The organism is Brevundimonas sp. UYEF29, from assembly GCF_040546195.1.
Classification (GTDB): domain Bacteria; phylum Pseudomonadota; class Alphaproteobacteria; order Caulobacterales; family Caulobacteraceae; genus Brevundimonas; species Brevundimonas huaxiensis.
The window spans coordinates 136,540-158,231 of the sequence record NZ_JBEPNH010000002.1 but is presented as its reverse complement, the minus strand read 5'-3'; the positions used below and the strand labels follow the sequence as shown (position 1 = coordinate 158,231).

The following is a 21,692-nucleotide window of genomic DNA, read 5'->3' as shown; positions in this document are numbered from 1 at the left end:
AGTGGCGAGTGAAGAGTGAAGAGTGAGCCGGGAAGTGAGCGCAGGGGTGAGCGGATCCGGAAGACCGCAGACGCGCCGCAGTTCACCTCTTGCTCACTAGCACTTCTCACGTCTCGCCACTCGCCACTCGCCACTCGCCACTCCCTTCCAATCACCGCCCCAACTCCTGCAGCGCCGCGCGGATCACCGCCGACAGCTCCGCCTCTTCGCCCAGACGGATCAACGCCTGATCCACGGCCCGGCGCGCATTGACCTCGGCGACGCCCAGTCCAAGCAGGGCCGACACGGCCTCGCCGGTGATGGACGGAACGGGCGGTGCGATCTCGACGTGCATGCCGGGTGCGACAGGCGCAAAGGTGGCGTCGCCCAAGGCCTTGCCCTTCAGCTCGGTCACGATCCGCAACGCCAGCTTGGGCCCCACGCCGTTGGCCCGCGCCACCGCCGCCTTGTCCTCGCGCGCCACCGCTGACGCCAGTTCGCCGGGCGGCAGAACGTCCAGCACCGCCAGCGCCGCCTTGGGCCCCACGCCCTGAATGGCCAGCAGGGTCGTGAAGGCCCGCCGCTCGTCGCGCGTCAGAAATCCATACAGGCGCGGCCCCGCATCTTCGCTCCACTGGGAATGGACATGCACCGTCGCCTCGTCGCCCGGCGCCGGCAGTCGCCCCAGCGTCCGCGCCCCGCACGACACGACATAGCCCACGCCCGCGCAGTCGATCAGGCATTCCGCCTCCCCGACCTCGGCCAGCACGCCTCTCAACCGCCCGATCACGCCGTCCCCCGGTGCATCGCTTCCAGCAGGGACCGCTTCCTGAGTTGCGCATGGGTGATCGCGACGGCCAGGGCGTCGGCCGCATCCGCCTTCACGTCGCCCGCGGTCGGCAGCAGCCGTTTGACCATGAAGGCGATCTGGCTCTTGTCGGCATGGCCTGCGCCCACCACCGCCTTCTTGATCAGGTTCGGCGAATATTCCGCCACCGTCAGACCCGCCTTGGCCGGCGCCAGCATCACCGCTGCCCGCGCATGACCCAGCTTCAGCGTCGAGGACGGGTTCACATTGACGAAGACCTCTTCCACCGCCGCCTCCTCGCAGCCGTGTTCGGCGCAGATCGTTGCCAGCGCCTCGAACAGATGCAGCAGCCGCTCGCTGAACGGCGCGGTCTCGGGCGGGGCCACCACCCCGTGCGCGATCCAGCGCAGGCGCGCGCCGTCCGAGGCGATCACCCCCCATCCGGTGCGTCGCAGACCGGGGTCCAGGCCGATGATACTGACAGGTTCGTTCGCCATCCGTTCCCCTCATGCCGCAAAGAGGGTTATCGGGCAATGAACGCTTTCAGTCGTCGCGCGGGTCCAGGCTGTAGGCGACCACGCCCGGTATGGCGCACAGCTGTTCCGCCAGCCGCTTCAGCTGGCTTTCCTCGGCAGCCTTCAAACGCCAAGTCCGTCGAACGGTCTGGCCATCGATCAGCTCGAACCGGTCGTGTCGCGCGTCCGCATCGATGGCTTTCAGCGCCGCCTCGATCGCCGGCTCCGGCGACGCCTCGCGCCTTTCCCAGCACACTTCGGCGTCCACCACCGTGCGCGCCGGCAAGCGCCCGCTGATCAGCTTCAGCACGATCAGGATCAGGGCCGTGACCACCGTCGCCGCCGCGCCCAGCGCATAGAGGCCCGCCCCGAACAGAATGCCGATCGCCGAAGTGATCCACAGCGACGCCGCCGTGGTCAGCCCATGGATCGAAAACCCGGTGCGGAAGATGACCCCGGCGCACAGGAAGCCGATCCCCGTCAGCACGCCGTGCGCCATCCGCGTCGGGTCTGTGACGATGTTCTCGTCGGGCAGGGCGCGGAACGCCCAATCCGCCTGCGACATGGCCGCCAGCATCAGCAGGGCCGACGCCAGGCTGACCAAGATATGCGTTCTCAGGCCCGCCGCCCGGCCTCGCCATTCGCGCTCGAAGCCGATGACCCCGCCCGCGATCACCGCGCCGAGGATCGGCAGGACGGCGCCTTCCAGACTACCCAGATTCATCCGCGCTCAACGATGCGCCGGGCGCTGATGTTCCTTGGACGGACGATGCTGCGACATCGTGGTCGCAGCGGCCGCCTCAGCCGTGCTTTTCGATATAGGTCTCGGGGTCCTTGTTCACCGGCTTGACGCCGGTGATGTGCTCGGCCTCGAAGGCGGCGAACTTGACCGCCAGCGCATGGCGCGTCTCGACGTCGGCGTTCATACGGAAATCGGTCAGCCCCTGCCGCTCTTCCTCACCCATGTGTTTGGAGTTGACGACGTTCGCCTCGCCCACGGCGTCGAACCAGGCCTTGGTCCCGACCTTGTGCTTTTCGACCGCCTTGACCGCGTCGCGCAGCTTGTTGTGGTCCTCGATGGCGTCCTCGGTCTCGCCCTCGACCGTGCCGTCCTCGGCGTCATTGGCGCCCTCGCCCTGCTTCAGCAGCTCGGGATAGAAGAACCGCTCCTCGGCCTCGGCGTGCACATCCAGGAACGCCGACAACCGCGACCAGACGGCGCTCAGCGCATCGGTGTCCTTGGGGTCGATCTGTTCGATGATCGCGAACAGTCGACGCTGTTCGGCATGGTCGTCGAGGATCAGCTGGGTGATGTCCATAGGGGGCTCCAGGCGTAACGGTGAAGCCTCGTTACGCCCGGCGCACGACCCGGTTCCGTGCGAACGACTCGCGTGGCCCGTCGTCTTGGCGAACAGCGGTCTGCGTGACATCCTCCGTCGGAAGCTGGTGGAAGAGAAATGCCGTATCGTCATGCCGCATGGGCCATGCTGCTGCTGGCGCCGGTCGTGCTGTTGGCCTTCTGGCCCGCCTATTTCGGCGTCTTGCCGTCCGCCTCCTTCGCCTTTCATGCCCACGGCATGACCGCGACGGTCTGGCTGGCCCTGATCGGCCTTCAAAGCTGGAGCGCGCACCGCGCGGATCGTCGGCTTCATCGCGCGGCGGGTCTGGCCGTGTTCGCCGTCGTGCCCCTGTTCGCCGGCGCGGCCGTTCTTGTGCTGCACAGTATGGCGACCAAGTTCGCGCTGAAGACCGATCCCTTCTACGCCGCCCTGGGCGCCCGTCTGGGATTGCATGACATCGTCTCGACCGTCGCCCTGGTCGGCTTCGTGTCTGTCGCCATGGCGCGACGCCGCAACATCGCCGTCCACGCGGCCTGCCTGCTCTCGACGGCGATCCTGGTGCTGCCGCCGGTGATCGCGCGCCTGCCGATCCCACGCTTCTTCCATTCGGGCGAACTGAGCGCCATCGCCGTGGCGCTTGCAGCCGCCTGGGTCGAACCCCGCGGGCGCTGGCCCTTCCTGATCGTCGCTGCGATCATGGTGGTCCATATCCTGCTGTTCGAGACCATCGGGGCCTCGACGGCCTGGGCGCGGATCGCGGTAGGCTTCAGCACGCTGCCCGTCGCCCCCTTCGCCCTCGCCGCGATGGCGGCGGCGCTGGCGGCGCTCGTTCTGGCGTGGAGACGCGTTCCGCCGCGTCGGTCGCCGGTTCGGCCGTCAAGGGCGACGGCCGAACCCGCCTGACGTCAGCCCGCGTACTTGGCCGCGTCCTCGTCGGAGATGTCCTCGTTGGAATAGACCGCCGACACGTCGTCCTCGGCGTCCAGCGCGTCCAGCAGCTTGAACAGCGTGCCGACGGCCTCGCCGGTCACCGGCACTTCGGACTGCGGCTTCCAGACGATGGCGGTGGACTTGGGATCGCCCAGCACCTTGGACATGGCCTCGGCCACGTCGTTCAGGTCTTCGAAGGCGGTCCAGATCGTGTGGCCCGGCGCGTCCTCATAGATATCGGGCTTGACCAGGTCGCTCTCGACGTCCTGGGCGCCGGCCTCGATGGCGGCCTCCATCACGGCGTCTTCCGAACCGGCCTCGGCGGCGTAGGTGATCTTGCCGACCTTATCCCACATGAAGGCGACCGAGTTCATCTCGCTCAGGGCGCCGCCGTTCTTCTTGAAGGCCGCGCCGATGTTGGACGCCGCGCGGTTGCGGTTGTCGGTCAAGGCCTCGACGATGATGCCCACGCCGCCCGGACCCCGGCCCTCGTAGCGGACCTCTTCCATCGTATCGACGTCGCCGCCCGAGGCCTTGTTGATGGCGCGCTGAATCACGTCCTTGGGCAGGCTTTCGGCCTTGGCGTTGTTGACCGCCAGGCGCAGGCGCGGGTTCGCCGCCGGATCCGGCAGGCCCGACTTGGCCGCCACGGTGATGTCGCGCGACAGTTTGGAGAACAGCTTGGAGCGCTGCGCATCGGCGCGCCCCTTGCGGTGCATGATGTTCTTGAATTTCGAGTGGCCGGCCATGGGATCGTCTTTGAGCGTTCTGAACCTGAGCGGGCGGTCCTAAACGAAGAGCGTCATCCTGTCACGATAGGCAGCAGGGGTGGAACCTCGACCGTTTGGGCGTATTGATCCGGGCGAGACAGACGGAGCGTAAAGTCATGACCGCCGACGACACCATCTATGAAGCCGAAGGCTATATGGACGAGGACCTGCACGAGGCCGACATCGTCGAGTGGTACGAAGCCCGTCCGGTCACCGTCTCCACCGCCGTCGCCACCGGCGCCATCGTCACCGCCTTCACCCTTGGCGCCCTGACCGCCGTCGGCGCCCTGTTCCTGATCGGCCGTCTGGACGACTGATCTACAGGACTATGCGTCCGGCCGTTCGGGCGTTTGCGGGATACGGTCCGTCAGCAGTTTCAGGACCTTGGCGGTGATGGCCAGTTCCTCGTCGGTGACGCCGGCCAGCAGTCGGGTGCGATCCTCGCGCGCCAAACGATCGGAGGTGTTCAGCGCGTCCAGCCCCTTGGGCTCCAGCCGGATCAGGTTGGCGCGTCCGTCGCCGCTCAGCGGATGGCGCGACACCAGCCCCTCTTCGATCGACAGCTTGATGCGGCGTGACAGCGACGCCTCCGATATCCGCAGGATCGCCGCCAACTCCGACTGCGTCAGCCCCTTGGGCTTGGACGCCAGAACATAGAGGTGGGCGCGCTGCGCCGCCGTATAGCCTCGGCCGCGAAATAACGCATTGGCCCGCGTGATCCACGCCCGCGCGACAAAGGCGATGCGCACGGACACGACCTGTTCCAGGCTTCCGCGCGGATTGTCCCCGGTCGTTGATGCATCCGCCTCCGTAAGGCTCAGATAGAAGGCGTAATCGAGATCGGCGGGGTCGGAAGGCATAGGCATCACGCAAACAGGCGCTGGATTTCAGGCGAACGGCGAAAGCCCCTACCCCGCGCGAAGATTCTCCACCACGCTTCTCAGTCGCGCCGGCAGGGGCTTGGGCCGGCGGGTTTCGGCGTCGACATAGACATGGACGAAATGGCCGATGGCGGCGGGAACGTCGATGCTACGCTTGAAGACCGCAAAGCCGTAGGTGACGCTGGAGGTGCCGATCGCATCGACCTTGATCCCGACCTCGATCACATCGGGAAACTTCAGCGACGAGGTGTAGCGACAGCCCGAATCCACCACCAGGCCGATCGATTCCGTCAGCGCATTGGCGATCAGCAGATGGGCGTTCACCGCCGAGTCGACGAACTCGTAGAATTTGGCGTTGTTGATATGGCCGTATTGGTCGTTGTCGGCCCAGCGGGTGGAGACCATGTGAAAGGCCTTGTAGGTCGCCCGTTGCGCCAGCGCGCCCTCGTCTCGTTTCGGCATCGTCGTCTCCCTCGGCGACGCGATCCGTCGCTCTCGATCCCGACGCTCTAGCTTGGACGACGTTAGGTCAAGCGCCTATCGGTACACGCCTGATCACGAACGCGCTGGCCGCAGCGCGCGCCAAAGGGAGTTCCGATGACCCTGACGACCCGCGCCGCCGTCCTGTCTGACATGGGCGCCGCCCGCCCCTACGCCGACAGCCGCCCCCTGTCGGTCCAGACCGTCACCCTGGCCCCGCCCGGCCCTGGCGAAGTGCTGGTCGCGATCAAGGCGGCGGGCCTGTGCCATTCGGACCTGTCGGTCATCAACGGCGACCGGCCCCGTCCCCTGCCCATGGCCCTGGGGCACGAGGCGGCGGGCGTGGTCGAGGCGCTGGGGGACGGCGTCACCGATCTCGTCGTCGGCGATCACGTCGTCATGGTCTTCATGCCGTCGTGCGGCCGCTGCAATCCGTGCGCCGGCGGCCGTCCCGCCCTGTGCGAGCCCGGCGCCGCCGCCAACGGCCGGGGCGAGCTTCTGTCCGGCGCCCGGCGCATCTTCCGCGAGGGCGAGCCCGTCAACCACCACCTCGGCTGCTCCGCCTTCGCCGAGCGGGCCGTCGTCTCGCGCCGCTCGCTGGTCAAGATCGATCCCCACCTGTCGTTCGACGAGGCGGCCCTGTTCGGCTGCGCCGTCCTGACCGGCGTCGGGGCCGTTGTGAACACCGCCCAGGTCCGCGCGGGCCAGAGCGTCGTGGTCATCGGCCTGGGCGGCGTGGGCCTGGCCAGCGTGCTCGGCGCTCTCGCCAGCGGCGCCAGCCCCGTCGTCGCCGTCGACCTGTCCGAGGACAAGCTGGCCCTGGCCCGCACCTTGGGGCCCGTCCACACGGTCAACGCCGCCGATCCCGATGCGGTCGATCAGGTCCGCGGCCTGACGAACGGCGGCGCCGACTTCGCCTTCGAAATGGCCGGCTCGGTCCGGGCGCTGGAGGCGGCGTGGAAGATGACCCGGCGCGGCGGAACCACCGTCACCGCCGGCCTGCCGCCGCCGGATGCGGCGCTGGCCGTCAACGTCGTCTCCCTGGTCGGCGAAGAGCGCACGCTGAAGGGTTCATACATCGGCACCTGCGTCCCCAGCCGCGACATCCCCCGCTACGTCGCCCTGTATCGCCAGGGCCGCCTGCCCGTCGATCGCCTGATGAGCGGCGTCATTCCCCTGGACGACATCAACGCCGGCTTCGACCGCCTCCACGCCGGCGAGGTGGTGCGGCTGATCGTACGACCGTGACGAGACGCGGGCCTGTTCACAAACCCGGCGCTGATCGTCATTCCGGGGCCGAGCAGAGCGAGGAACCCGGAACCCAGGTCAGCATCTGCGGTGCCTGCCGCGTCAGCCACCGGAAACAGTCCCCTGGGTTCCGGGTTCGTCCTTCGGACGCCCCGGAATGACGCAGTTCAGCGGACCTGGAGCGGCGTCTCAGTTCGTCGCCGGCTTCGGCGGGGCGTTCTTCACATATTGGTCCAGCCAGCGGGTCATCTCCCACAGGGTGTGACCCACCGATTCCCGCGCGCGGTATCCGTGCGCCTCCAGCGGCAGGGTGACGTAACGCGCGGTCGCGCCCAGCCCCTTCAGCGCCGCATAGAACCGCTCGGACTGCACCGGGAAGGTGCCCGAGTTGTCGTCCGCCTCGCCGTGGATCAGCAGGATCGGCTCGTTCAGCTTGTTCGCATAGGTGAAGGGCGACATCTCGGTATAGACCTCGGTCGCCTCCCAATAGTTGCGCTGCTCCGACTGGAAGCCGAACGGCGTCAGGGTGCGGTTATAGGCCCCCGAGCGCGCGATCCCGGTGCGGAACAGATCGCTGTGCGCCAGCAGGTTCGCCGTCATGAAGGCGCCGTAGCTGTGGCCGCCGACCGCGATCCGGTCGCGATCCGCCACCCCCATCGCCACCACCGCATCCACGGCGGCCTGGGCGTCGGCGGTCAGCTGCTCGACATAGGTGTCGTTCGGCTCGGCCCCGTCCTTGCCGATGATGGGCATGGAGGGGTTGTCGAAGATCGCATAGCCCTGGGTCAGCAGGAACAGATGGCTGGACCCGCCCGGCCGCACGAAGCGGTTCTGCACGTCCACCGTCTGGCCCGCCACCGCCGCGTCGGTGAACTCGGCCGGATAGGCCCACATCAGCATCGGCAGCGGCCCGTCGCGGTCCTTGTCGTAACCGGCCGGCAGATACAGCGTCCCCGACAGCTTGACCCCGTCGGCCCGCTCATAGGTCACCAGTTGCCGCGTCGCCTCGGCCAGCTGCGGCGCCGGATCGGGGAAGTTGGTCAGCCGCGTCGTCTGGCCCGTCGTCAGATCGCGGATTTGCAGGTTGGGCGGATCCAGCCGCGTCTCGCGCTGCGTCACCACCCGCTTGCCGTCCGCGTCCAGGAAACCGACCACCGCCTCGTAATCCGTATTGGCCGAGGTCCACAGCCGTTCGCTGCGTCCCGTCGCCGGATCCATCGCGGCCAGGAACGGGAACTCGCCCTGCGGCGTCGCCCCCGCGCCCGACATCAGGATGCGCCCCTGCGGATCGAAGCGGATCACCGAGCGCCCTTGAGCATTCGGCTGGGTCACCGGCTGACCCGGATTGTCGTAGCGCGCCTGATAGTTCCGCTCCAGCAACACCCGGCCCTCGCCGGGGTTGGACGGATCGACCACGAAGCGCGTCTCGTGCCGGGTGTTGAACCAGCGGCTGTTGACGATGGCCAGGTCGTCCCGGCCCCACACGATCCCGCCATACCGTTCCTTCAAATCGATCAGCTTGACCGGCTCGCTCGTGAACGGCGCGGCCTGCATGAAGACCCGGTCCCGGAACTCGGCCTCACGCCGAATGTCCCCGCCGTCCAGCGCCTCGACCCAGGTCAGGGTCGCCGGCGCATCGGCGCGCCAGCCGACCGAACGCGGCCCCGGCGCCACGGCGTCGAAGGCGGTCGGCACGTCGTCCCGCAGCGGCAGGTCGGCGACCGTGCGCACCACACGACCGTTCAGATCCGTCACCACAATCTCGGTCGGGAACAGGTCGTCCGGCACCGCATAGGAATAGGGCCGCTTGGCGATCTCATGCAGGATGTATTGGCCGTCCGGCGACACCGACGCATCCAGATAGACCGCCGGCGCGCCGATCGTCCGTGCACGGCCGTTCAGCGGAACCAGCGTCAGCTGGCTGGTGAAATAATGGTCGAACAGGGCCTCGTCGCCGGGGTTCGACAACAGGTCCTGATAGGTCCGCACCGGCGCGACCCGCCCGGCCGTCTCCTCGATGTTCGGCCCCGTGGGCGCCGCCGTCACGTCCGGCGCCGGACCACGCCCGGCCGGGACCGCCTCGACCAGCAGGCCCGAACTGTCGGGCAGCCACTCATAACCCGTCCCGCCCGTCATATTGACCACCGGATCGGTCAGCTTACGCGCCCGCGCCGTGGCCACATCCACCACCCACAGCTCCAGCCCCGTCGGCCGGTCCAGCACGAAGGCCAGCGACTTGGCGTCCGGCGAGAACCGCGGCGCCGTGAATCGCGCGCCGTCGGGCAGGGCCACGACGCGAGGTTGCCCGCCGTCCACCGCCTGCAGGCTCAGCCCCGTCAGCCACGCCACCCGGCTTTCGGCCGCGCCGTTGTTCCTGGGATTGATCCGCGTCCCCGCCAGCCGCAGCATCGGCTCGGCCAGGGCCTTGATGCTGGGCAGGTTGGACCGATCCATCAGCACCAGCGTCCGCCGATCCGGGCTCAGCATCGACGACGGCGTCGGCTTGGCGTCCAGGATGTCCGCGATCGGCGCCGGCGGCTGCTGATAAACCATCGGTCCCGCAGCCGGCCCCGCGTTCTGGGCCAACGCCGCACCCGCCACGCCGCTCAGCAGCACCGCCGCCAGAACCAGCCCAACCCCACGTCCACGCATCATCATCGTCTGAAGTCCCCACAAAACCCGTGGGCTAGACCTAACCCCGCCTGCGCGCCGGCGCCAACCCGTTTTGGGTCAGGCGGTCATTAGGTCGCTGGCGGCATCAGACGACGATTTCCCCGAACGCCGGTTCAATCCCTCGCGTCGTTTCCAACCGCAGAACATAGTCGCCGGGCCTGAGCATCATGGTCCCCCGCGCCTGGCCCGCCTCCAGCAGAAAGTGATCTGCCGGGATGACCATGCCTTCCTGCATATGCAGCGCTTGCACCAGGGCCGGGCCTTCAAAAGCCGGGATCGAGACCTCGACCGCCTTTCGCAGGGGGTCAGCCGCAAGCCAGCCCGGCCGTCCAGCCACGCGCTCCAGTCTCGGATGAAAGACGCTCAGGTCCACTCGACCTTCGAAATCGCTGTTGGCGAAGGCGATCCCGTTGCGCGACACAACGATAGGCGCGGTCGGCTGGAAGCGCTTCAAGACAGCGGCGACATGCGGCGCATCGGCTTGCGGCCGCGTTGCAGGCCAGTTCCAGGACTGCTCGATCGTCAGGGGATCGATGCCGGTCAGCGCCTTCAGCCGAGCGGCGAACCACAGGCCCCCGCGCCCTTCAAGCTCCATGGCATGACTATAGCCGCACAAGACGAAGATTCGCGCATCCGGTCGGTCTTTCAGCACGGTCTCGACCAAATTTTTGGCCTGCGCCGCTTCTCGCGCGGCGATCTGCTCATCTCCTGACACCGTCGCCGGCGGCCTTTGGTCCCAGCGCCATTCGTAGTCCGCGAATGTGTAACCGAGCGCCGCCGCCTCCCTTACGGCCTCCGCATAGACCGGGTCGGCGATGTAGTATCCGAAACCGGAATGGAAGGGATCGCCGCGCCTGTATCTGCGTATCGTGGGCGCCGCCTCTTGCTGCGGCTGAACGAAGGTCTCGGCGGCGAAGGTGTCGAAACCCAGCGGTCTCAACGCCCGCATGACGCGCGTCGCGAAACCGCGATGGCCCGATATGTTGTGCGCCTCGTTGAGTATGACGATCTGCCTGGCTGTCGCGGCTTCGACGATGGCGTACAGGGCATCGCGGCTCTCGGCATTCGACAGGTCTGGCAGTTCGGCGTCGGCCGGCCGATCCTCTTCATCGCCGCCGATCGCCGTCGCCTCGTCGCCAAGAAAGGCGGCATACTGCGCCAGGAAGCCTCCCGCCGCCGGACGGCCTGCGGCCGCCTGCGCCTTCAGCTCGAGGTACTGCGGCAGATACCGCCCTTCGACCATGAACTGCTGCTCGGCGCTCAATGGCGTCTGCGACCAAGCAGGTCGCACAGCCAGCGCGCCCGTCGCAACGGCCGCCAGCCCTAATCCTCGTCGTGTCAGCATTCGCCCCTCCATTTCCTTTAAATCGCAGGTTGTGCTTGGCGGAAATATGGCGAGCTGTCGCCGCGCCGAAGGTTTGCGTGTGAACGGTGCCTCTTTCGGCCTTGTTGCGCATCGACTCGATTTCGACTGCCACAAGAAAATCGTAGCGGCCTGCGGCGTCTTCGGAGTTTCCGCTCTCGGCGCCTTTGCCTAGGAACGACAGGCATGTCCGTTCGGCGCCATTCCATGTCTCTAAATCTCGACCGTCTCACCGCCCAGGAACAGGACCTGCTGCGTCTTCTGGCTCAGGGTCACACCGCCAAGACCATCGCCAATCTGACGGGCCTGTCGGTCAATAGCGTCAACGAAAGGCTCCGATCGGCACGGCGTAAAACCGGCGCAGTCAGCAGCCGCGAGTTGGCGCGCCGTCTCGCCGATCAAGCTCCACAGCCGCCACAAGAAATTCGGCCCAAACTATTCGGTGTTGGCCGCCAGACGCCCGAGCGGCACTGGTCGGGCTCGTATCGAGCAGCGACCGGCAAGGTCAGTTTGTGGAAAACAGCGATGGCGTTCGGAGTAATTTTTGCGGCCGCATTGGCGGGCCTCGTCACCAGCAGGTTTCAATATCCGGCTGTCTCATCCTCTCAACCCACATCACCGCTAGGGTCGGCCGCGCATAGCTCTGGAGGGGAGGAATGGAGAGGATTCTTTAGCCCTAACGTCCCGGCCGTCGCCTTCCTGGTTCCCAATCCGTCCAAACCGTACAGTGCGACCCCGCAGGTCATGCTAGTCTGCAAAGGCCTATCCATGACCGCCATCGTGCGGGGATTTTCACCCCGCGATGCATGGCCCCAACCTGAAATGGACCTGCGGGTCGGCGACGGGGTGGTCAGAACAGGCTCACCTCGGGTGAAAGGCGATGCTGACGATCCCGCCCTTGAATACGCATTTTCGATCGCAGACGAGATTTTGGAGCCCTTGGCGCAGGGCGCATCCATCGCCTTCACCTTTGATGGCCAGACCATTTCAGCGCCGACAATTTCCGAACCCTGGCGCAGCCGTTTCGTGAAGGCGTGCGGTAATCTGGTTCATCCCGGCATGCGCCGACGCGGCGCCGTCAGCGCCCGCGTCTATTGAGCGTTGAGCAGCGCCTCGACCTGATCGCGCTCCGGCGCCGAGGGTTGCGCGCCCGGGCGGGTCGCGGCGAAGGCTCCGGCGGCGCAGGCGAAGCGAAGGGCCTCGGCCGGGTCCATGCCTTCCAGCAAAGCCACCATGATGGCGGCGACGAAGGCGTCGCCTGCGCCCGTCGCATCGACCGCCTCGACGGCGGGCGGGGTCGCCCAGGCCATCTCGACGCCGCGCTGATACATGGCCGCGCCTCGCGCGCCCTTGGTCACCACCACTCGACCGCCGCCCCGATGCAGACCGTCGCCGTAGAAGGCCGCCTCGGTCTCGTTGACGACGATCAGGTCGGCGCGGCGCAGCAGCAGTTCCGACACCGGCGCGGCGGGCGCCAGATTGGCGCAGACGAAGCCGGTCGCCCGGCCCACCGCCGCCTCGACCGTCTCGATCGGCAGCTCCAGCTGTACAATAAGCGCCCCCTCGATCCGCTGGGGCAGCTGTTCGGGCGTGACCATGTGGTTGGCGCCGGCCGCGACCACGATCTGGTTCTCGCCGGTCGGATCGACGGCGATCAGGGCGACGCCCGTCGGGGCCGCCACATCCACCTCCACCCCCGCCAGATCGACGCCCAGATCCTCCATCAGGGCCAGGGCCTCGCCGGCCATGGCGTCGTTGCCGACCCGGCCGATCAGACAGACCTCGGCCCCCAGCTTCTCGGCCGCCAGCGCCTGGTTGGCGCCCTTGCCGCCGGGATGCCGCGCCAGGGTCGCCCCGGTCACCGTCTCGCCCGGCGCCGGCAGTTGGGGCGCGGTGGCCACCAGATCCAGGTTGATCGAACCGACGACGGTGATCCTCATGCGCCGGCCTCCAGCGCCTCAGCCTCCAGAGCTTGGGCCTTCAGCTTGGCGACGATCAGATCGAACACCCCTTGCGCGTCCGCCGCGACCGCCCAGCGATGCCGCGCCGTCGCCGGATCGATCCGGAACTCCACCGCCGTATGCCCGCGCGTCAGGTCCGAACCCGTCTCCACCTCGATCCGGCAGGGCTTGGTTTCGAACAGATCAGGCTGGATCAGCCAGGCGATGGGACACGGGTCATGCAAGGGGGCTGCATCCCAGCCCACGATCTCGCGCTCCACCCGCTGCGAGAACCGCAGCGTCGACGCCGCCGCCCGCGCGGCCTCGCTGTCGATGGCCTCTATCGCCGCGATCCGGGCCTCGGTCGCGCGCACCTGATGGGTCGCGTCCAGGCCGAAGGCGACCACCTGACACCCCGATCCGAACACCACCGCCGCCGCATCGGGATCGGCCCAGATGTTGAACTCGGCCGATGCGGTGACATTGCCGCCTTCCGACCGCGCCCCGCCCATCACGACCACCGGCCCCAGCCGTTCGGCCAGCCGCCGCTCGCGCCGCATCGCCAGCGCCAGATTGGTCATCGGCCCCAGAACGGCGATGGCGACTGAACCTTCGGGCCGGCTCATCACCAGATCGACGATGGCGTTGGCGGCCGGTCCGTCGCCGACGATCCCCGTCGGTTCGAACGGCTCCAGATCGCCCAGACCCTCGACCCCGTGAAACTCGCTCGCCCCCGCCGGCGGACGTTTCAGCGGCCGCTCCGCCCCGCCGAACACCGGCACCTCCTCGCGCCCGGCGATCTGGCGGATGATGCGCGCATTGCGCTGGGTCTTGGCGGCGGGGACATTGCCCCCGACCGTGGTGACGGCCAGCAGCTCCAGCTCGGGCGCGGCGAAGGCCAGAAACAGCGCCACAGCGTCGTCCACGCCGGGGTCGCAATCGATGATCAGGGACTGAATAGACACAGCTCATGACTAGGCAGGCGGGCCGCGCGGAGCAAGCCGCAACCGCGCCTCAGACCCGACACGCCGTCACGCACGCCTGGGCCAACACCTCGGCCGAATCCGTAAGGGGGACCGGCGCATCTTCGGCCCTCAACAGCAGCGGCACCTCCGTGCAGCCGGCGATCAGCCCGTGTGCGCCCGCGTCCGCCAGGGTCTGAGCCAGCCGCAACATCCCTTCCCGCGCCGCCTCGCCGACATCGCCGCGCTTGACCCCATAGACCAGCGCCATGAAGGCCTCGCGGTCCGCGCCCTCCAAGAGCACAGTGTCAACACCGCGCGCCGCCAGCGCCTCGGTATAAAGCCCCTCGCCCCCCGGCGTCGCCAGCACGCCGATCCACTTGGCGCCTGACGCCGCCGCCGCGTCCGCCGTCGCCGCGATCATGTCGATGAAGCGCAGGCTCTTCGCCTCGCACGCCGCGCGGATGGCTCCCGCCTGGGCATGGGCGGTGTTGCAGGGCATGGCGATCACCTCGGCCCCGGCCGCCGCCAGCCCCTCGGCCATCTGCCCAAGCACTGCCTCGGCCTCGCCCGGCCGCGTGTTGCGATCGGGCACCTGGGGGTTCAGGTCCATCACCACCCGGATGTGATCGGCGTCGCCCTCGGCCGGCGTCAGCGCCTGCACCCGCGCCAGAAACGCCACCGTCGCCGCCGGTCCCATGCCGCCGATCACGCCCAGAATCTTGCTCATCGCATCACGCCCCATCCCGCGACCGCAGCGGCGGCCAGAACTGCCGGCACGGCGTAGCGGCTCTTCCAGGCCCACGCCACCACCAGGGCGACCGTAAAGATCGCCACGGCCACCGCCATCGACGGCGCCCGCTGCAGGGTCGCCCAGCCCAGCTCGACACTGGTCGCGGCGATGATTCCCACGACGGCGGCGGCGACCCCGGCCAGACCGTCGTGCAGCCGCCGGTCCTCGACCACCGCCTCCAGCCGCTCATAGAAGATCAGCGAAAAGGCGAAGGCGGGCGCGAACACCCCGGCCGTCATCGCCAGCGCCCCGCCCCAGCCCGCGACCACGAAGCCGACGAAGGTGCAAAAGATCACCAGCGGCGCCGGGATCACCCCCGCAAAGGCGATCCCGTCCAGAAACGCCCCATCGTCGATCAGCCCGCGCCCCACCGTATCGGCGCGCACATAGGGAATGGCGGTATAGGCGCCGCCGAACGTCAGCAGCCCCGCCTTCAGCCCCGTCCAGAACATCGCGACCCAGCCGCCGTCGCCCGCCGGCCCCGCCGTCTGTCCGAACACCGGCCCGCCGTCCCCCAGCCCGTGCATCGCCAAGGCTGCAAGAACCGCCAGCGCCACGACCCCGCCCGCCAGGCCGACCCGCCCGGCCCGGACCAGAAGATAGGCCGCCCCGCCCGCCGCCAGCACGATCCAGAAGGCCGCCCCGGCCAGGGTCGCCGCAAAGCCGACGACAGCGATGGCCCACAGCCAGCGATCCTCCACAATATGCGATCCGATCTTGCAGACGGCGCGCATGATCACGGCGACCACCGCCGCCTGAACCCCCAGAAACGCCCCGGCCAGCAGGCTCACGACCGGCGACAGCGCCACATAGGCCCAGCCGATCCCCAGCATCAGGATCAGCCCCGGCAGCATGAACCCCAAGCCCGCCAGCAGACCGCCGATCCGCCCCCGCGCCCGCATGCCCATATGGACGCACAGCTCGTGCGCCTCCGGCCCCGGCAGGACCTGCAACACCGCCAGCAGCCGGTTGAACCGCGCGCTGGACATCCAACGGTCCTGATCGACCAGCTCGCGCCGGATCATCGCGATCTGCGCCACCGGCCCGCCAAACGCCAGCAGCCCGAACCGCAAGAACCGCAGAAACACCGCCGCCAAAGACAGCGCGGGCGGGACGGGTTCGATATCGCGCCCCGTCACCCGCCGCCCCCGTCTTCACCGCCTCGAGCCCGCGCGATCCGATAGGGCCCCGCACGCATCGCCAGCGGCCGCCCCTTCCAGCTCAGTCGCACCGCGCCCTCATCCACCAGGGCGTCCACCGCGGCGTGAACGTCAGGCATCGCCACGCGCCACGCGCCGTCTTCGCCCGCGACCACCCTCGCGACCTCGCTGGGGCAGACGGTGGCGTCCTCGGCCCGGGCGGCCAGCAGCGCCAGCGTCGCCTCGCGCAGGTCCATGACGCGCGGCCTCTACAGCGCCCCTTCGATCTCGGTCTGATAGCCGAACAGCCCCTGCGCTCCACCAGTGTGCAGGAACACCACCGTCTCACCCTTGAACCGGCCGGCGCGCGCCAGGGCGATCAGCCCCTTCATCGCCTTGCCGGAATAGACCGGGTCCAGCACGATCCCGTCCAGACGCGCGGCCAGGGTCAGGGCGTCGATCACCCCCTGGTCGATCAGGCCATAGCCGTCGCCGACATAGTCGCAGTCGGCGACGACCATCTCGCGCGTCACCCGGCCCGGCTGGCCCAGCAGGGCGGCCGTCTCCTCGGCCAGTTTGAAGACGTTCGCCTCCTGCCTGTCCTTGGGCGCCCGCACCCCGATGCCCAGCACGGGAATGTCCGCCCCCATGACCGCCAGCCCGGCGACCAGGCCCGCATGGGTGCCCGCGCTGCCCGTCGCCGTCACGATGCGGTGGACCTCCAGATCCATCTCATCGGCCTGAACCACGATCTCGCGCGCGCAATCGACATAACCCAGCGCCCCGACAGGGTTCGATCCGCCGCCGGGAATGACATAGGGCTTGCCGCCCCGCGCCCGCACCTCGGCCGCCGTCTTCTCAAGCTCGGCGACCATGTCCGTCCCGCCCGGCACGGTGCGCAGGGTTGCGCCGAACAGCCGGTCCAGCAGCACATTGCCGTTGCCGACATAGTCCGTCGCCCTGGACCCCGTCCGCTCTTCCAGAATGATCTCGCAGGCCAGACCATGCGCGGCCGCCGCCGCCGCGGTCTGGCGCACATGGTTTGACTGCACCGCCCCTTGCGTCACCAGGGTGTCGGCATCCGCTTCGAACGCCGCACCCAGCAGGAACTCCAGCTTGCGGGTCTTGTTGCCGCCGCCGGCCAGGCCGGTGCAGTCGTCGCGCTTGATCCACAGATCCAGACTCAACTCTTCCGACAACCGGGGCAGCGGCTCCAGCGGCGTCGGCAGATGGGCCAGGCGGATGCGGGCGAAACGGGCGAGATGCATGGGACGATTTCCTGTTCGCCGTCTTGATAGCCCGCGCCCGTGACATTCAAAAGCGCCAGACCCAGGCCGCCCGCCCCTTCGCCCCGCCCTCGGCCTCAGCCCGGCGCGCCGGCCTCGGCCACACGCGTCGGCGCGACGAAGGCGGCGTCGCACAGAGCTTGCGCGAAGGCGTGGGACGTGACCGCCTGCCGGTCAATCAGGGCGTCCAGCACCCCGGCCCCCGCATCCACCGTCACGACCAGCGGATAACGCCCGACCACCTGACCGCCCTGCGCCGGGTCGCGCAATTCGGCGGTCGCCCGCATCCGGTGTTCGGCGCGATCGCCGGCCAGAATGGCCAGGCGCGGCGCCCGGCTCAGCGCCTCGACATGGATGTTCAGGTTCAGCCGATGCCGGCCGCCGGCGCACAGCCCCATTTCGTTCAGCACCTCGTCGTTGAAGGTGTCTGCGAAGTCGTCCTCGGCATCCAGCCAGCCGGTCGTGGTCGTGACGCTGCCGATCCGTGCCTGTTCGGCCATGACGGGCGACAGGGCCATCGGCTCGCCGCCGACCTCCACCGAGGCGCAGGCCGTCAATCCCGCGCACGCCATGACCGCCAGGATGGCGGTCGTCTTGATCTGTTTCATCGTCCCCTCTCCCTCGATGACGCGACTAAGCTTGGCTGCGAATGAACGCCGCCTGAACGCCGTTCGACAAGCGGCCCGGAGCCAAAGCCGATGTCCAAGCGTTGCCGCCGCATGACCGCCGCCGCGCCGCCTTTGGATCTGCAACGCGAGCGCGCCTATGTCCGCGATCTGGGCCGCGCCTTCGCCGGCGCCCTGGTGTTCAACATCCCGCTGTTGATGACGATGGAGATGTGGGCGCAGGGCGTGATCATGGACCGCTGGCGGCTGTTGACCTTCATCGTCGCCGGCCTGCCGCTGCTCTACGGCCTGGCCTATTACGCCGGCTTCTCCAAGCGACGCGGCCCGGTCAACGATGCGCTGGACACCGCCGTGGCCCTGGCTGTCGGCTTCATCACCGCCTCGGTGCTGCTGATCCTGTTCGGCGTCGTCGAATGGGACGCGCCGCCGCGCGAAGGCCTGGGCATGGTCGCGCTTCAGGCCATTCCCGGCGCCATGGGCGCGCTTCTGGCCCGGCGTCAACTCAGCGGCGATGGCGGGGGCGATACGGATGAGGATCAGGCCTCCTATTTCGGCGAACTGTTCCTGATGGCGGCCGGCGCCCTGTTCTTCGCCCTGAACGTGGCCCCGACCGAGGAGATGATCCTGATCGCCTACAAGGCGACGCCCGCCCACATCCTGGCCCTGATCGCCGTCTCCGTCCTTCTGCTCCACCTGATCGTCTTCAAGGCGGGCTTCGCCGGTCAGGAAGAGGCCGATCATCCGATCAAGGCCTTCCTGCATTTCACCCTGCCCGGCTACGCCATCGCCCTGGCCGTCAGCCTGTTCACCCTGTTCCTGTTCGGCCGCACCGACGGCCATGCCGTCGCCGGCGTGGTCCAGACCATGGTCGTCCTGGGCTTCCCCGCCGCCATCGGCGCCGCCGCCGCCCGTCTGTTGGTCTGACCCCATGCCCACGAAGAACAAGCCCGCCGCATCGACCCGCCCTCTGTTGCAATGGGGCATGGCCTTGCTCGGCGCCGTCATCACCCTGACCGCCATCGGCATCGTGGTGTGGGAGGCGCTGCAGCCCACGGCCCCGCCCGCGCTCAGCGCTCGCATCGTCGCCGTAGACGTCACGGCCGCAGGTCAGGTCGCGACTGTCCGGGTCCAGAACGACGGCGACGACACCGCCGCCGCCGTGGATATCGAAGGGGTGCTGGGCGACCAGACGGCGACCGCCAGCCTGGACTACGTCCCCGGCCACGGCCACGCCAAGGCCTACCTCCGCTTCGACGCCGATCCGCGCGCAGCGGCCGTCTCGGTCAAGGGCTGGTCGGCGCCCTAGGGGGCGTTCAGGCCGCCTGGGCCAGCACTGCGTCCTGCATCCGCTCGACCGTCTGCTGGGGCGCGCCGGCGCCGTCCACCGTGGCCCGAAGCGTCTCCTCCAGCGCCGGAGTCACGCGCACGCTGGCCATGGCCCAGCCGGAAAAGCCGCGCGCCGGGATCGGCTTGCGCTCGATCACCACCACCTCGTCATGGCGCGGATCGCCCGCCAGCCGCGTCATCAGCCGGTCCAGATCCTGCGCGGCGCCCTCCAGCACCTGCAGGAACCGTCCGTCGTGGATCAGCAGCGCCCCGGTCAGCTCGTCGCGCGCATTGTTCCGCTGCGACGTGGCCAGGATGTCCACCTGCATCAGCAAGCTGTCCGAATTGCCCCGCGCGCGGCTGGTGTAGAGGACGCGTTCCAGGTTCAGGCTCATATCCTCGTTTCACTCCGCCGACGCCGGCGCCCGGCCCAGGCGTTGCGCATAGCCCAATAAATCCGCCGCGCCTACAACGACTTATGTGTGGCGCCGGACAACTCGACATCCGTCGCGACGCGGGTTAGCCTGCATGCGTTCTCCGGGGGGTCGCAATCGAGCGGCTGAGATTGAGGTTTCTCCTCTGACCCGTCGAACCTGATCCGGGTCATGCCGGCGAAGGGATGAGTAACGCTATCGGTCCTGACGTCACAGGACCCCTCGCGCCCGACGTCGGCGGACCTCAAACCGTTTGAGGCCGCCATGAACATCCAAGTCACGCCCCCCGCCCTGCCCGAAGAGCCAAACATCGAGCTCGCCCTCAAGGACGCGCGCGAACAGGTGATGAAGGAGACCGGGACCATCCCGACCGGCGAACGGGCGGGCAGCCGCAAGGTCTATGTCGCCGGCGAACTCTATCCCGACATCCGAGTCCCCTTCCGCGAGGTCGCCGTCCACCCCTCGGCCAACGAGCCGCCGGTGACCATCTATGACTCTTCGGGCCCCTACACCGACCCGACCGTGACCATCGACATCAAGCGCGGCCTGCCCCACGTCAAATCCAGCTGGCAGCGGGATCGCGGCGACATCGCCCCGGTCGCCAATCCGCGCGAGGTCAAGCCCGAGGACAACGGCCATGCGTCGGGCCGCCACCTGGCCCCGCGCTTCGACACCTCCCACCACCGCGTCTTCAAGGGCGTCGAGGGCCGCCCGGTCACCCAGTACGAATACGCCAAGGCCGGCGTCATCACGCCCGAGATGGAATATGTCGCCATCCGCGAGAACCTGCGCCGCGAGCAGAACAACCCCTGCATCCGCGACGGCGAGGACTTCGGCGCCGCCATCCCCGACTTCGTGACGCCCGAGTTCGTCCGGCAAGAGATCGCGCGCGGCCGCGCCATCATCCCGCACAACATCAACCACCCCGAGGTCGAGCCGATGATCATCGGCCGCAACTTCCTGGTGAAGATCAATGCGAACATCGGCAACTCCGCCGTCCTCTCCAGCGTCGACGACGAGGTCGACAAGCTGGTCTGGGCCACCCGCTGGGGCGCCGACAACGTCATGGACCTGTCGACGGGCCGCAACATCCACAACATCCGCGACTGGATCATCCGCAACAGCTCTGTCCCCATCGGCACCGTCCCCATCTATCAGGCGCTGGAGAAGGTGGGCGGCGTCGCCGAGGATCTGACGTGGGAGGTGTTCCGCGACACCCTGATCGAACAGGCCGAACAGGGCGTGGACTATTTCACCATCCACGCGGGCGTGCGCCTGCCCTTCGTGCCGATGACGGCCAAGCGGGTGACGGGCATCGTCTCACGCGGCGGCTCCATCATGGCCAAATGGTGCCTGGCCCACCACAAGGAGAGCTTCCTCTACGAGCATTTCGAGGACATCTGCGACATCATGCGCGCCTATGATGTGTCATTCAGCCTGGGCGACGGCCTGCGCCCCGGCTCCATCGCCGACGCCAATGACGAGGCCCAGTTCGCTGAGTTGCGCACCCTGGGCGAACTGACCAAGATCGCCTGGGCCAAGGGCTGCCAGGTCATGATCGAGGGCCCCGGCCACGTGCCGATGCACAAGATCAAACAGAATATGGACGAGCAGCTGAAGCACTGCCACGAGGCGCCCTTCTATACGCTCGGGCCCCTGACCACCGACATCGCGCCCGGCTATGACCACATCACATCCGCGATCGGCGCGGCCATGATCGGCTGGTTCGGCACGGCCATGCTCTGCTACGTCACGCCCAAGGAGCATCTGGGCCTGCCGGATCGTCAGGACGTCAAGGACGGCGTCATCACCTACAAGATCGCCGCCCACGCCGCCGACCTGGCCAAGGGCCACCCCGCCGCCCGCCTGCACGACGACGCCCTGTCACGCGCCCGGTTCGAGTTCCGCTGGGAGGATCAGTTCAACCTGGGTCTGGACCCCGAAACCGCCCGCAAATACCACGACGCCACCCTGCCCAAGGAGGCGCACAAGACCGCCCACTTCTGCTCCATGTGCGGCCCCAAGTTCTGCTCGATGAAGATCAGCCAGGACATCCGCGACGCCGCCGCCGCCCAAAACGACGCCGGCGCCTCCCTGTCGGAAGCCGAAGCCGGCATGGCGGAGATGAGCGCGAAGTTCCGCGCCAGTGGCGGGGTGGTGGAGGTGAAAGTGTAATGCACCGCTTGGAGTCAGTCGGTT

At 68.3% G+C, this 21,692-nt stretch carries 24 protein-coding genes and 1 riboswitch; of the genes, 7 read left to right on the top strand and 17 right to left on the bottom strand.

The window, feature by feature from the left end:
• Window positions 1–151 precede the first annotated feature (151 nt).
• The 4 genes from ruvA to ABIB58_RS03665 all read right to left on the bottom strand — a co-directional run bounded on the left by ruvA (window position 152) and on the right by ABIB58_RS03665 (window position 2,621).
• Window positions 152–769, bottom strand: a complete 618-nt coding sequence (gene ruvA, locus ABIB58_RS03680; RefSeq protein WP_185224503.1) for a Holliday junction branch migration protein RuvA — start codon at window positions 767–769, stop codon at window positions 152–154.
• Window positions 766–1,284: a crossover junction endodeoxyribonuclease RuvC gene (ruvC, locus tag ABIB58_RS03675; protein WP_045809695.1), complete on the bottom strand. Its 519-nt coding sequence runs from the start codon at window positions 1,282–1,284 to the stop codon at window positions 766–768. The genes ruvA and ruvC overlap by 4 nt, the downstream gene beginning before the upstream one ends.
• Before the next feature lie 46 nt (window positions 1,285–1,330).
• Window positions 1,331–2,026, bottom strand: coding sequence for an MgtC/SapB family protein (locus ABIB58_RS03670; RefSeq protein WP_045809694.1), 696 nt, complete (start codon window positions 2,024–2,026; stop codon window positions 1,331–1,333).
• A gap of 76 nt (window positions 2,027–2,102) precedes the next feature.
• Entirely contained in the window at window positions 2,103–2,621 is a 519-nt protein-coding gene (locus tag ABIB58_RS03665; protein ID WP_017506442.1) for a hemerythrin domain-containing protein, read from the bottom strand.
• A gap of 138 nt (window positions 2,622–2,759) precedes the next feature.
• Here ABIB58_RS03665 and ABIB58_RS03660 point away from each other — a divergent pair, with 138 nt between their 5' ends.
• On the top strand, window positions 2,760–3,545 hold the full coding sequence (locus ABIB58_RS03660; RefSeq protein WP_045809693.1) for a hypothetical protein: 786 nt from the start codon (window positions 2,760–2,762) through the stop codon (window positions 3,543–3,545).
• A 2-nt stretch (window positions 3,546–3,547) separates the two neighbouring features.
• Here ABIB58_RS03660 and ABIB58_RS03655 read toward each other — a convergent pair whose 3' ends face one another.
• Window positions 3,548–4,321 (bottom strand): YebC/PmpR family DNA-binding transcriptional regulator, encoded by a 774-nt coding sequence (locus tag ABIB58_RS03655; protein ID WP_045809692.1) that lies wholly within the window; start codon window positions 4,319–4,321, stop codon window positions 3,548–3,550.
• A gap of 137 nt (window positions 4,322–4,458) precedes the next feature.
• Here ABIB58_RS03655 and ABIB58_RS03650 point away from each other — a divergent pair, with 137 nt between their 5' ends.
• On the top strand, window positions 4,459–4,659 hold the full coding sequence (locus ABIB58_RS03650) for a hypothetical protein (RefSeq protein ID WP_055753936.1): 201 nt from the start codon (window positions 4,459–4,461) through the stop codon (window positions 4,657–4,659).
• Between the two features lie 9 nt (window positions 4,660–4,668).
• On the opposite strand, the gene ABIB58_RS03645 is transcribed toward ABIB58_RS03650, so the two are convergent.
• On the bottom strand, window positions 4,669–5,202 hold the full coding sequence (locus ABIB58_RS03645; RefSeq protein ID WP_354039157.1) for a MarR family winged helix-turn-helix transcriptional regulator: 534 nt from the start codon (window positions 5,200–5,202) through the stop codon (window positions 4,669–4,671).
• A 48-nt stretch (window positions 5,203–5,250) separates the two neighbouring features.
• Window positions 5,251–5,685 carry an acyl-CoA thioesterase gene (locus tag ABIB58_RS03640; RefSeq protein WP_354039155.1) on the bottom strand — a complete coding sequence of 145 codons (435 nt, stop codon included), beginning with the start codon at window positions 5,683–5,685 and terminating at the stop codon, window positions 5,251–5,253.
• Between the two features lie 135 nt (window positions 5,686–5,820).
• Between ABIB58_RS03640 and ABIB58_RS03635 the strand changes: the two genes are divergently transcribed.
• Complete coding sequence (locus ABIB58_RS03635) at window positions 5,821–6,951, top strand: zinc-dependent alcohol dehydrogenase family protein (protein ID WP_354039153.1); 1,131 nt, start codon at window positions 5,821–5,823, stop codon at window positions 6,949–6,951.
• 189 nt (window positions 6,952–7,140) lie between these two features.
• On the opposite strand, the gene ABIB58_RS03630 is transcribed toward ABIB58_RS03635, so the two are convergent.
• Both ABIB58_RS03630 and ABIB58_RS03625 read right to left on the bottom strand, forming a co-directional pair.
• Entirely contained in the window at window positions 7,141–9,609 is a 2,469-nt protein-coding gene (locus ABIB58_RS03630; RefSeq protein WP_082064332.1) for a S9 family peptidase, read from the bottom strand.
• 100 nt (window positions 9,610–9,709) lie between these two features.
• Window positions 9,710–10,969 (bottom strand): hypothetical protein, encoded by a 1,260-nt coding sequence (locus ABIB58_RS03625; RefSeq protein ID WP_354039151.1) that lies wholly within the window; start codon window positions 10,967–10,969, stop codon window positions 9,710–9,712.
• Window positions 10,970–11,173: 204 nt separating this feature from the next.
• Here ABIB58_RS03625 and ABIB58_RS03620 point away from each other — a divergent pair, with 204 nt between their 5' ends.
• Window positions 11,174–12,085 carry a helix-turn-helix transcriptional regulator gene (locus ABIB58_RS03620; protein ID WP_231576548.1) on the top strand — a complete coding sequence of 304 codons (912 nt, stop codon included), beginning with the start codon at window positions 11,174–11,176 and terminating at the stop codon, window positions 12,083–12,085.
• On the opposite strand, the gene ABIB58_RS03615 is transcribed toward ABIB58_RS03620, so the two are convergent.
• The 7 genes from ABIB58_RS03615 to ABIB58_RS03585 form a co-directional block, all read right to left on the bottom strand.
• On the bottom strand, window positions 12,079–12,927 hold the full coding sequence (locus tag ABIB58_RS03615) for a ribokinase (RefSeq protein WP_045809685.1): 849 nt from the start codon (window positions 12,925–12,927) through the stop codon (window positions 12,079–12,081). The two genes, ABIB58_RS03620 and ABIB58_RS03615, sit on opposite strands and share 7 nt — an antisense overlap.
• A complete protein-coding gene (locus ABIB58_RS03610) occupies window positions 12,924–13,892 on the bottom strand; it encodes a nucleoside hydrolase (RefSeq protein ID WP_045809684.1) in 969 nt (322 codons plus the stop codon). Before ABIB58_RS03610 ends, ABIB58_RS03615 begins: the two co-directional genes overlap by 4 nt.
• Window positions 13,893–13,941: 49 nt before the next feature.
• Window positions 13,942–14,619, bottom strand: a complete 678-nt coding sequence (gene cuyB, locus ABIB58_RS03605; RefSeq protein ID WP_354039147.1) for a cysteate racemase — start codon at window positions 14,617–14,619, stop codon at window positions 13,942–13,944.
• Window positions 14,616–15,821, bottom strand: a complete 1,206-nt coding sequence (gene chrA, locus ABIB58_RS03600) for a chromate efflux transporter (protein ID WP_354039145.1) — start codon at window positions 15,819–15,821, stop codon at window positions 14,616–14,618. Before chrA ends, cuyB begins: the two co-directional genes overlap by 4 nt.
• Window positions 15,818–16,078 carry a DUF3253 domain-containing protein gene (locus ABIB58_RS03595; RefSeq protein WP_354039143.1) on the bottom strand — a complete coding sequence of 87 codons (261 nt, stop codon included), beginning with the start codon at window positions 16,076–16,078 and terminating at the stop codon, window positions 15,818–15,820. The genes chrA and ABIB58_RS03595 overlap by 4 nt, the downstream gene beginning before the upstream one ends.
• Window positions 16,079–16,090: 12 nt before the next feature.
• Window positions 16,091–17,089, bottom strand: a complete 999-nt coding sequence (gene cuyA, locus ABIB58_RS03590) for a D-cysteate sulfo-lyase (RefSeq protein WP_354039141.1) — start codon at window positions 17,087–17,089, stop codon at window positions 16,091–16,093.
• A gap of 95 nt (window positions 17,090–17,184) precedes the next feature.
• Window positions 17,185–17,715, bottom strand: coding sequence for a hypothetical protein (locus tag ABIB58_RS03585; protein WP_354039139.1), 531 nt, complete (start codon window positions 17,713–17,715; stop codon window positions 17,185–17,187).
• A gap of 90 nt (window positions 17,716–17,805) precedes the next feature.
• Here ABIB58_RS03585 and ABIB58_RS03580 point away from each other — a divergent pair, with 90 nt between their 5' ends.
• Entirely contained in the window at window positions 17,806–18,657 is an 852-nt protein-coding gene (locus ABIB58_RS03580; RefSeq protein WP_354039137.1) for a TIGR02587 family membrane protein, read from the top strand.
• A 4-nt stretch (window positions 18,658–18,661) separates the two neighbouring features.
• Window positions 18,662–19,039, top strand: a complete 378-nt coding sequence (locus ABIB58_RS03575) for a hypothetical protein (RefSeq protein ID WP_354039135.1) — start codon at window positions 18,662–18,664, stop codon at window positions 19,037–19,039.
• 7 nt (window positions 19,040–19,046) lie between these two features.
• Here the strand turns inward: ABIB58_RS03575 and ABIB58_RS03570 are convergent, their stop codons facing one another.
• Window positions 19,047–19,454 (bottom strand): BLUF domain-containing protein, encoded by a 408-nt coding sequence (locus ABIB58_RS03570; RefSeq protein ID WP_045809679.1) that lies wholly within the window; start codon window positions 19,452–19,454, stop codon window positions 19,047–19,049.
• A gap of 133 nt (window positions 19,455–19,587) precedes the next feature.
• Window positions 19,588–19,697: riboswitch (TPP riboswitch) on the top strand.
• A 141-nt stretch (window positions 19,698–19,838) separates the two neighbouring features.
• Between ABIB58_RS03570 and thiC the strand changes: the two genes are divergently transcribed.
• Window positions 19,839–21,668, top strand: coding sequence for a phosphomethylpyrimidine synthase ThiC (gene thiC / locus ABIB58_RS03565; protein WP_354039549.1), 1,830 nt, complete (start codon window positions 19,839–19,841; stop codon window positions 21,666–21,668).
• Window positions 21,669–21,692 lie beyond the last annotated feature (24 nt).

Coding starts and splice junctions, on each gene's coding strand:
- ABIB58_RS03665 (WP_017506442.1), bottom strand. CDS start 2,621: ATGGACATCACCCAGCTGATCCTCGACGACCATGCCGAACAGCGTCGA.
- ABIB58_RS03635 (WP_354039153.1), top strand. CDS start 5,821: ATGACCCTGACGACCCGCGCCGCCGTCCTGTCTGACATGGGCGCCGCC.
- thiC (WP_354039549.1), top strand. CDS start 19,839: ATGAAGGAGACCGGGACCATCCCGACCGGCGAACGGGCGGGCAGCCGC.
- ABIB58_RS03655 (WP_045809692.1), bottom strand. CDS start 4,321: ATGGCCGGCCACTCGAAATTCAAGAACATCATGCACCGCAAGGGGCGC.
- ABIB58_RS03570 (WP_045809679.1), bottom strand. CDS start 19,454: ATGAGCCTGAACCTGGAACGCGTCCTCTACACCAGCCGCGCGCGGGGC.
- ABIB58_RS03645 (WP_354039157.1), bottom strand. CDS start 5,202: ATGCCTTCCGACCCCGCCGATCTCGATTACGCCTTCTATCTGAGCCTT.
- ABIB58_RS03625 (WP_354039151.1), bottom strand. CDS start 10,969: ATGCTGACACGACGAGGATTAGGGCTGGCGGCCGTTGCGACGGGCGCG.
- cuyB (WP_354039147.1), bottom strand. CDS start 14,619: ATGAGCAAGATTCTGGGCGTGATCGGCGGCATGGGACCGGCGGCGACG.
- ABIB58_RS03595 (WP_354039143.1), bottom strand. CDS start 16,078: ATGGACCTGCGCGAGGCGACGCTGGCGCTGCTGGCCGCCCGGGCCGAG.
- ABIB58_RS03585 (WP_354039139.1), bottom strand. CDS start 17,715: ATGAAACAGATCAAGACGACCGCCATCCTGGCGGTCATGGCGTGCGCG.
- ABIB58_RS03660 (WP_045809693.1), top strand. CDS start 2,760: ATGCCGTATCGTCATGCCGCATGGGCCATGCTGCTGCTGGCGCCGGTC.
- ABIB58_RS03650 (WP_055753936.1), top strand. CDS start 4,459: ATGACCGCCGACGACACCATCTATGAAGCCGAAGGCTATATGGACGAG.
- ABIB58_RS03640 (WP_354039155.1), bottom strand. CDS start 5,685: ATGCCGAAACGAGACGAGGGCGCGCTGGCGCAACGGGCGACCTACAAG.
- ruvC (WP_045809695.1), bottom strand. CDS start 1,284: ATGGCGAACGAACCTGTCAGTATCATCGGCCTGGACCCCGGTCTGCGA.
- ABIB58_RS03615 (WP_045809685.1), bottom strand. CDS start 12,927: ATGAGGATCACCGTCGTCGGTTCGATCAACCTGGATCTGGTGGCCACC.
- ABIB58_RS03670 (WP_045809694.1), bottom strand. CDS start 2,026: ATGAATCTGGGTAGTCTGGAAGGCGCCGTCCTGCCGATCCTCGGCGCG.
- ABIB58_RS03630 (WP_082064332.1), bottom strand. CDS start 9,609: ATGATGATGCGTGGACGTGGGGTTGGGCTGGTTCTGGCGGCGGTGCTG.
- ABIB58_RS03575 (WP_354039135.1), top strand. CDS start 18,662: ATGCCCACGAAGAACAAGCCCGCCGCATCGACCCGCCCTCTGTTGCAA.
- ABIB58_RS03580 (WP_354039137.1), top strand. CDS start 17,806: ATGTCCAAGCGTTGCCGCCGCATGACCGCCGCCGCGCCGCCTTTGGAT.
- cuyA (WP_354039141.1), bottom strand. CDS start 17,089: ATGCATCTCGCCCGTTTCGCCCGCATCCGCCTGGCCCATCTGCCGACG.
- ABIB58_RS03620 (WP_231576548.1), top strand. CDS start 11,174: ATGTCCGTTCGGCGCCATTCCATGTCTCTAAATCTCGACCGTCTCACC.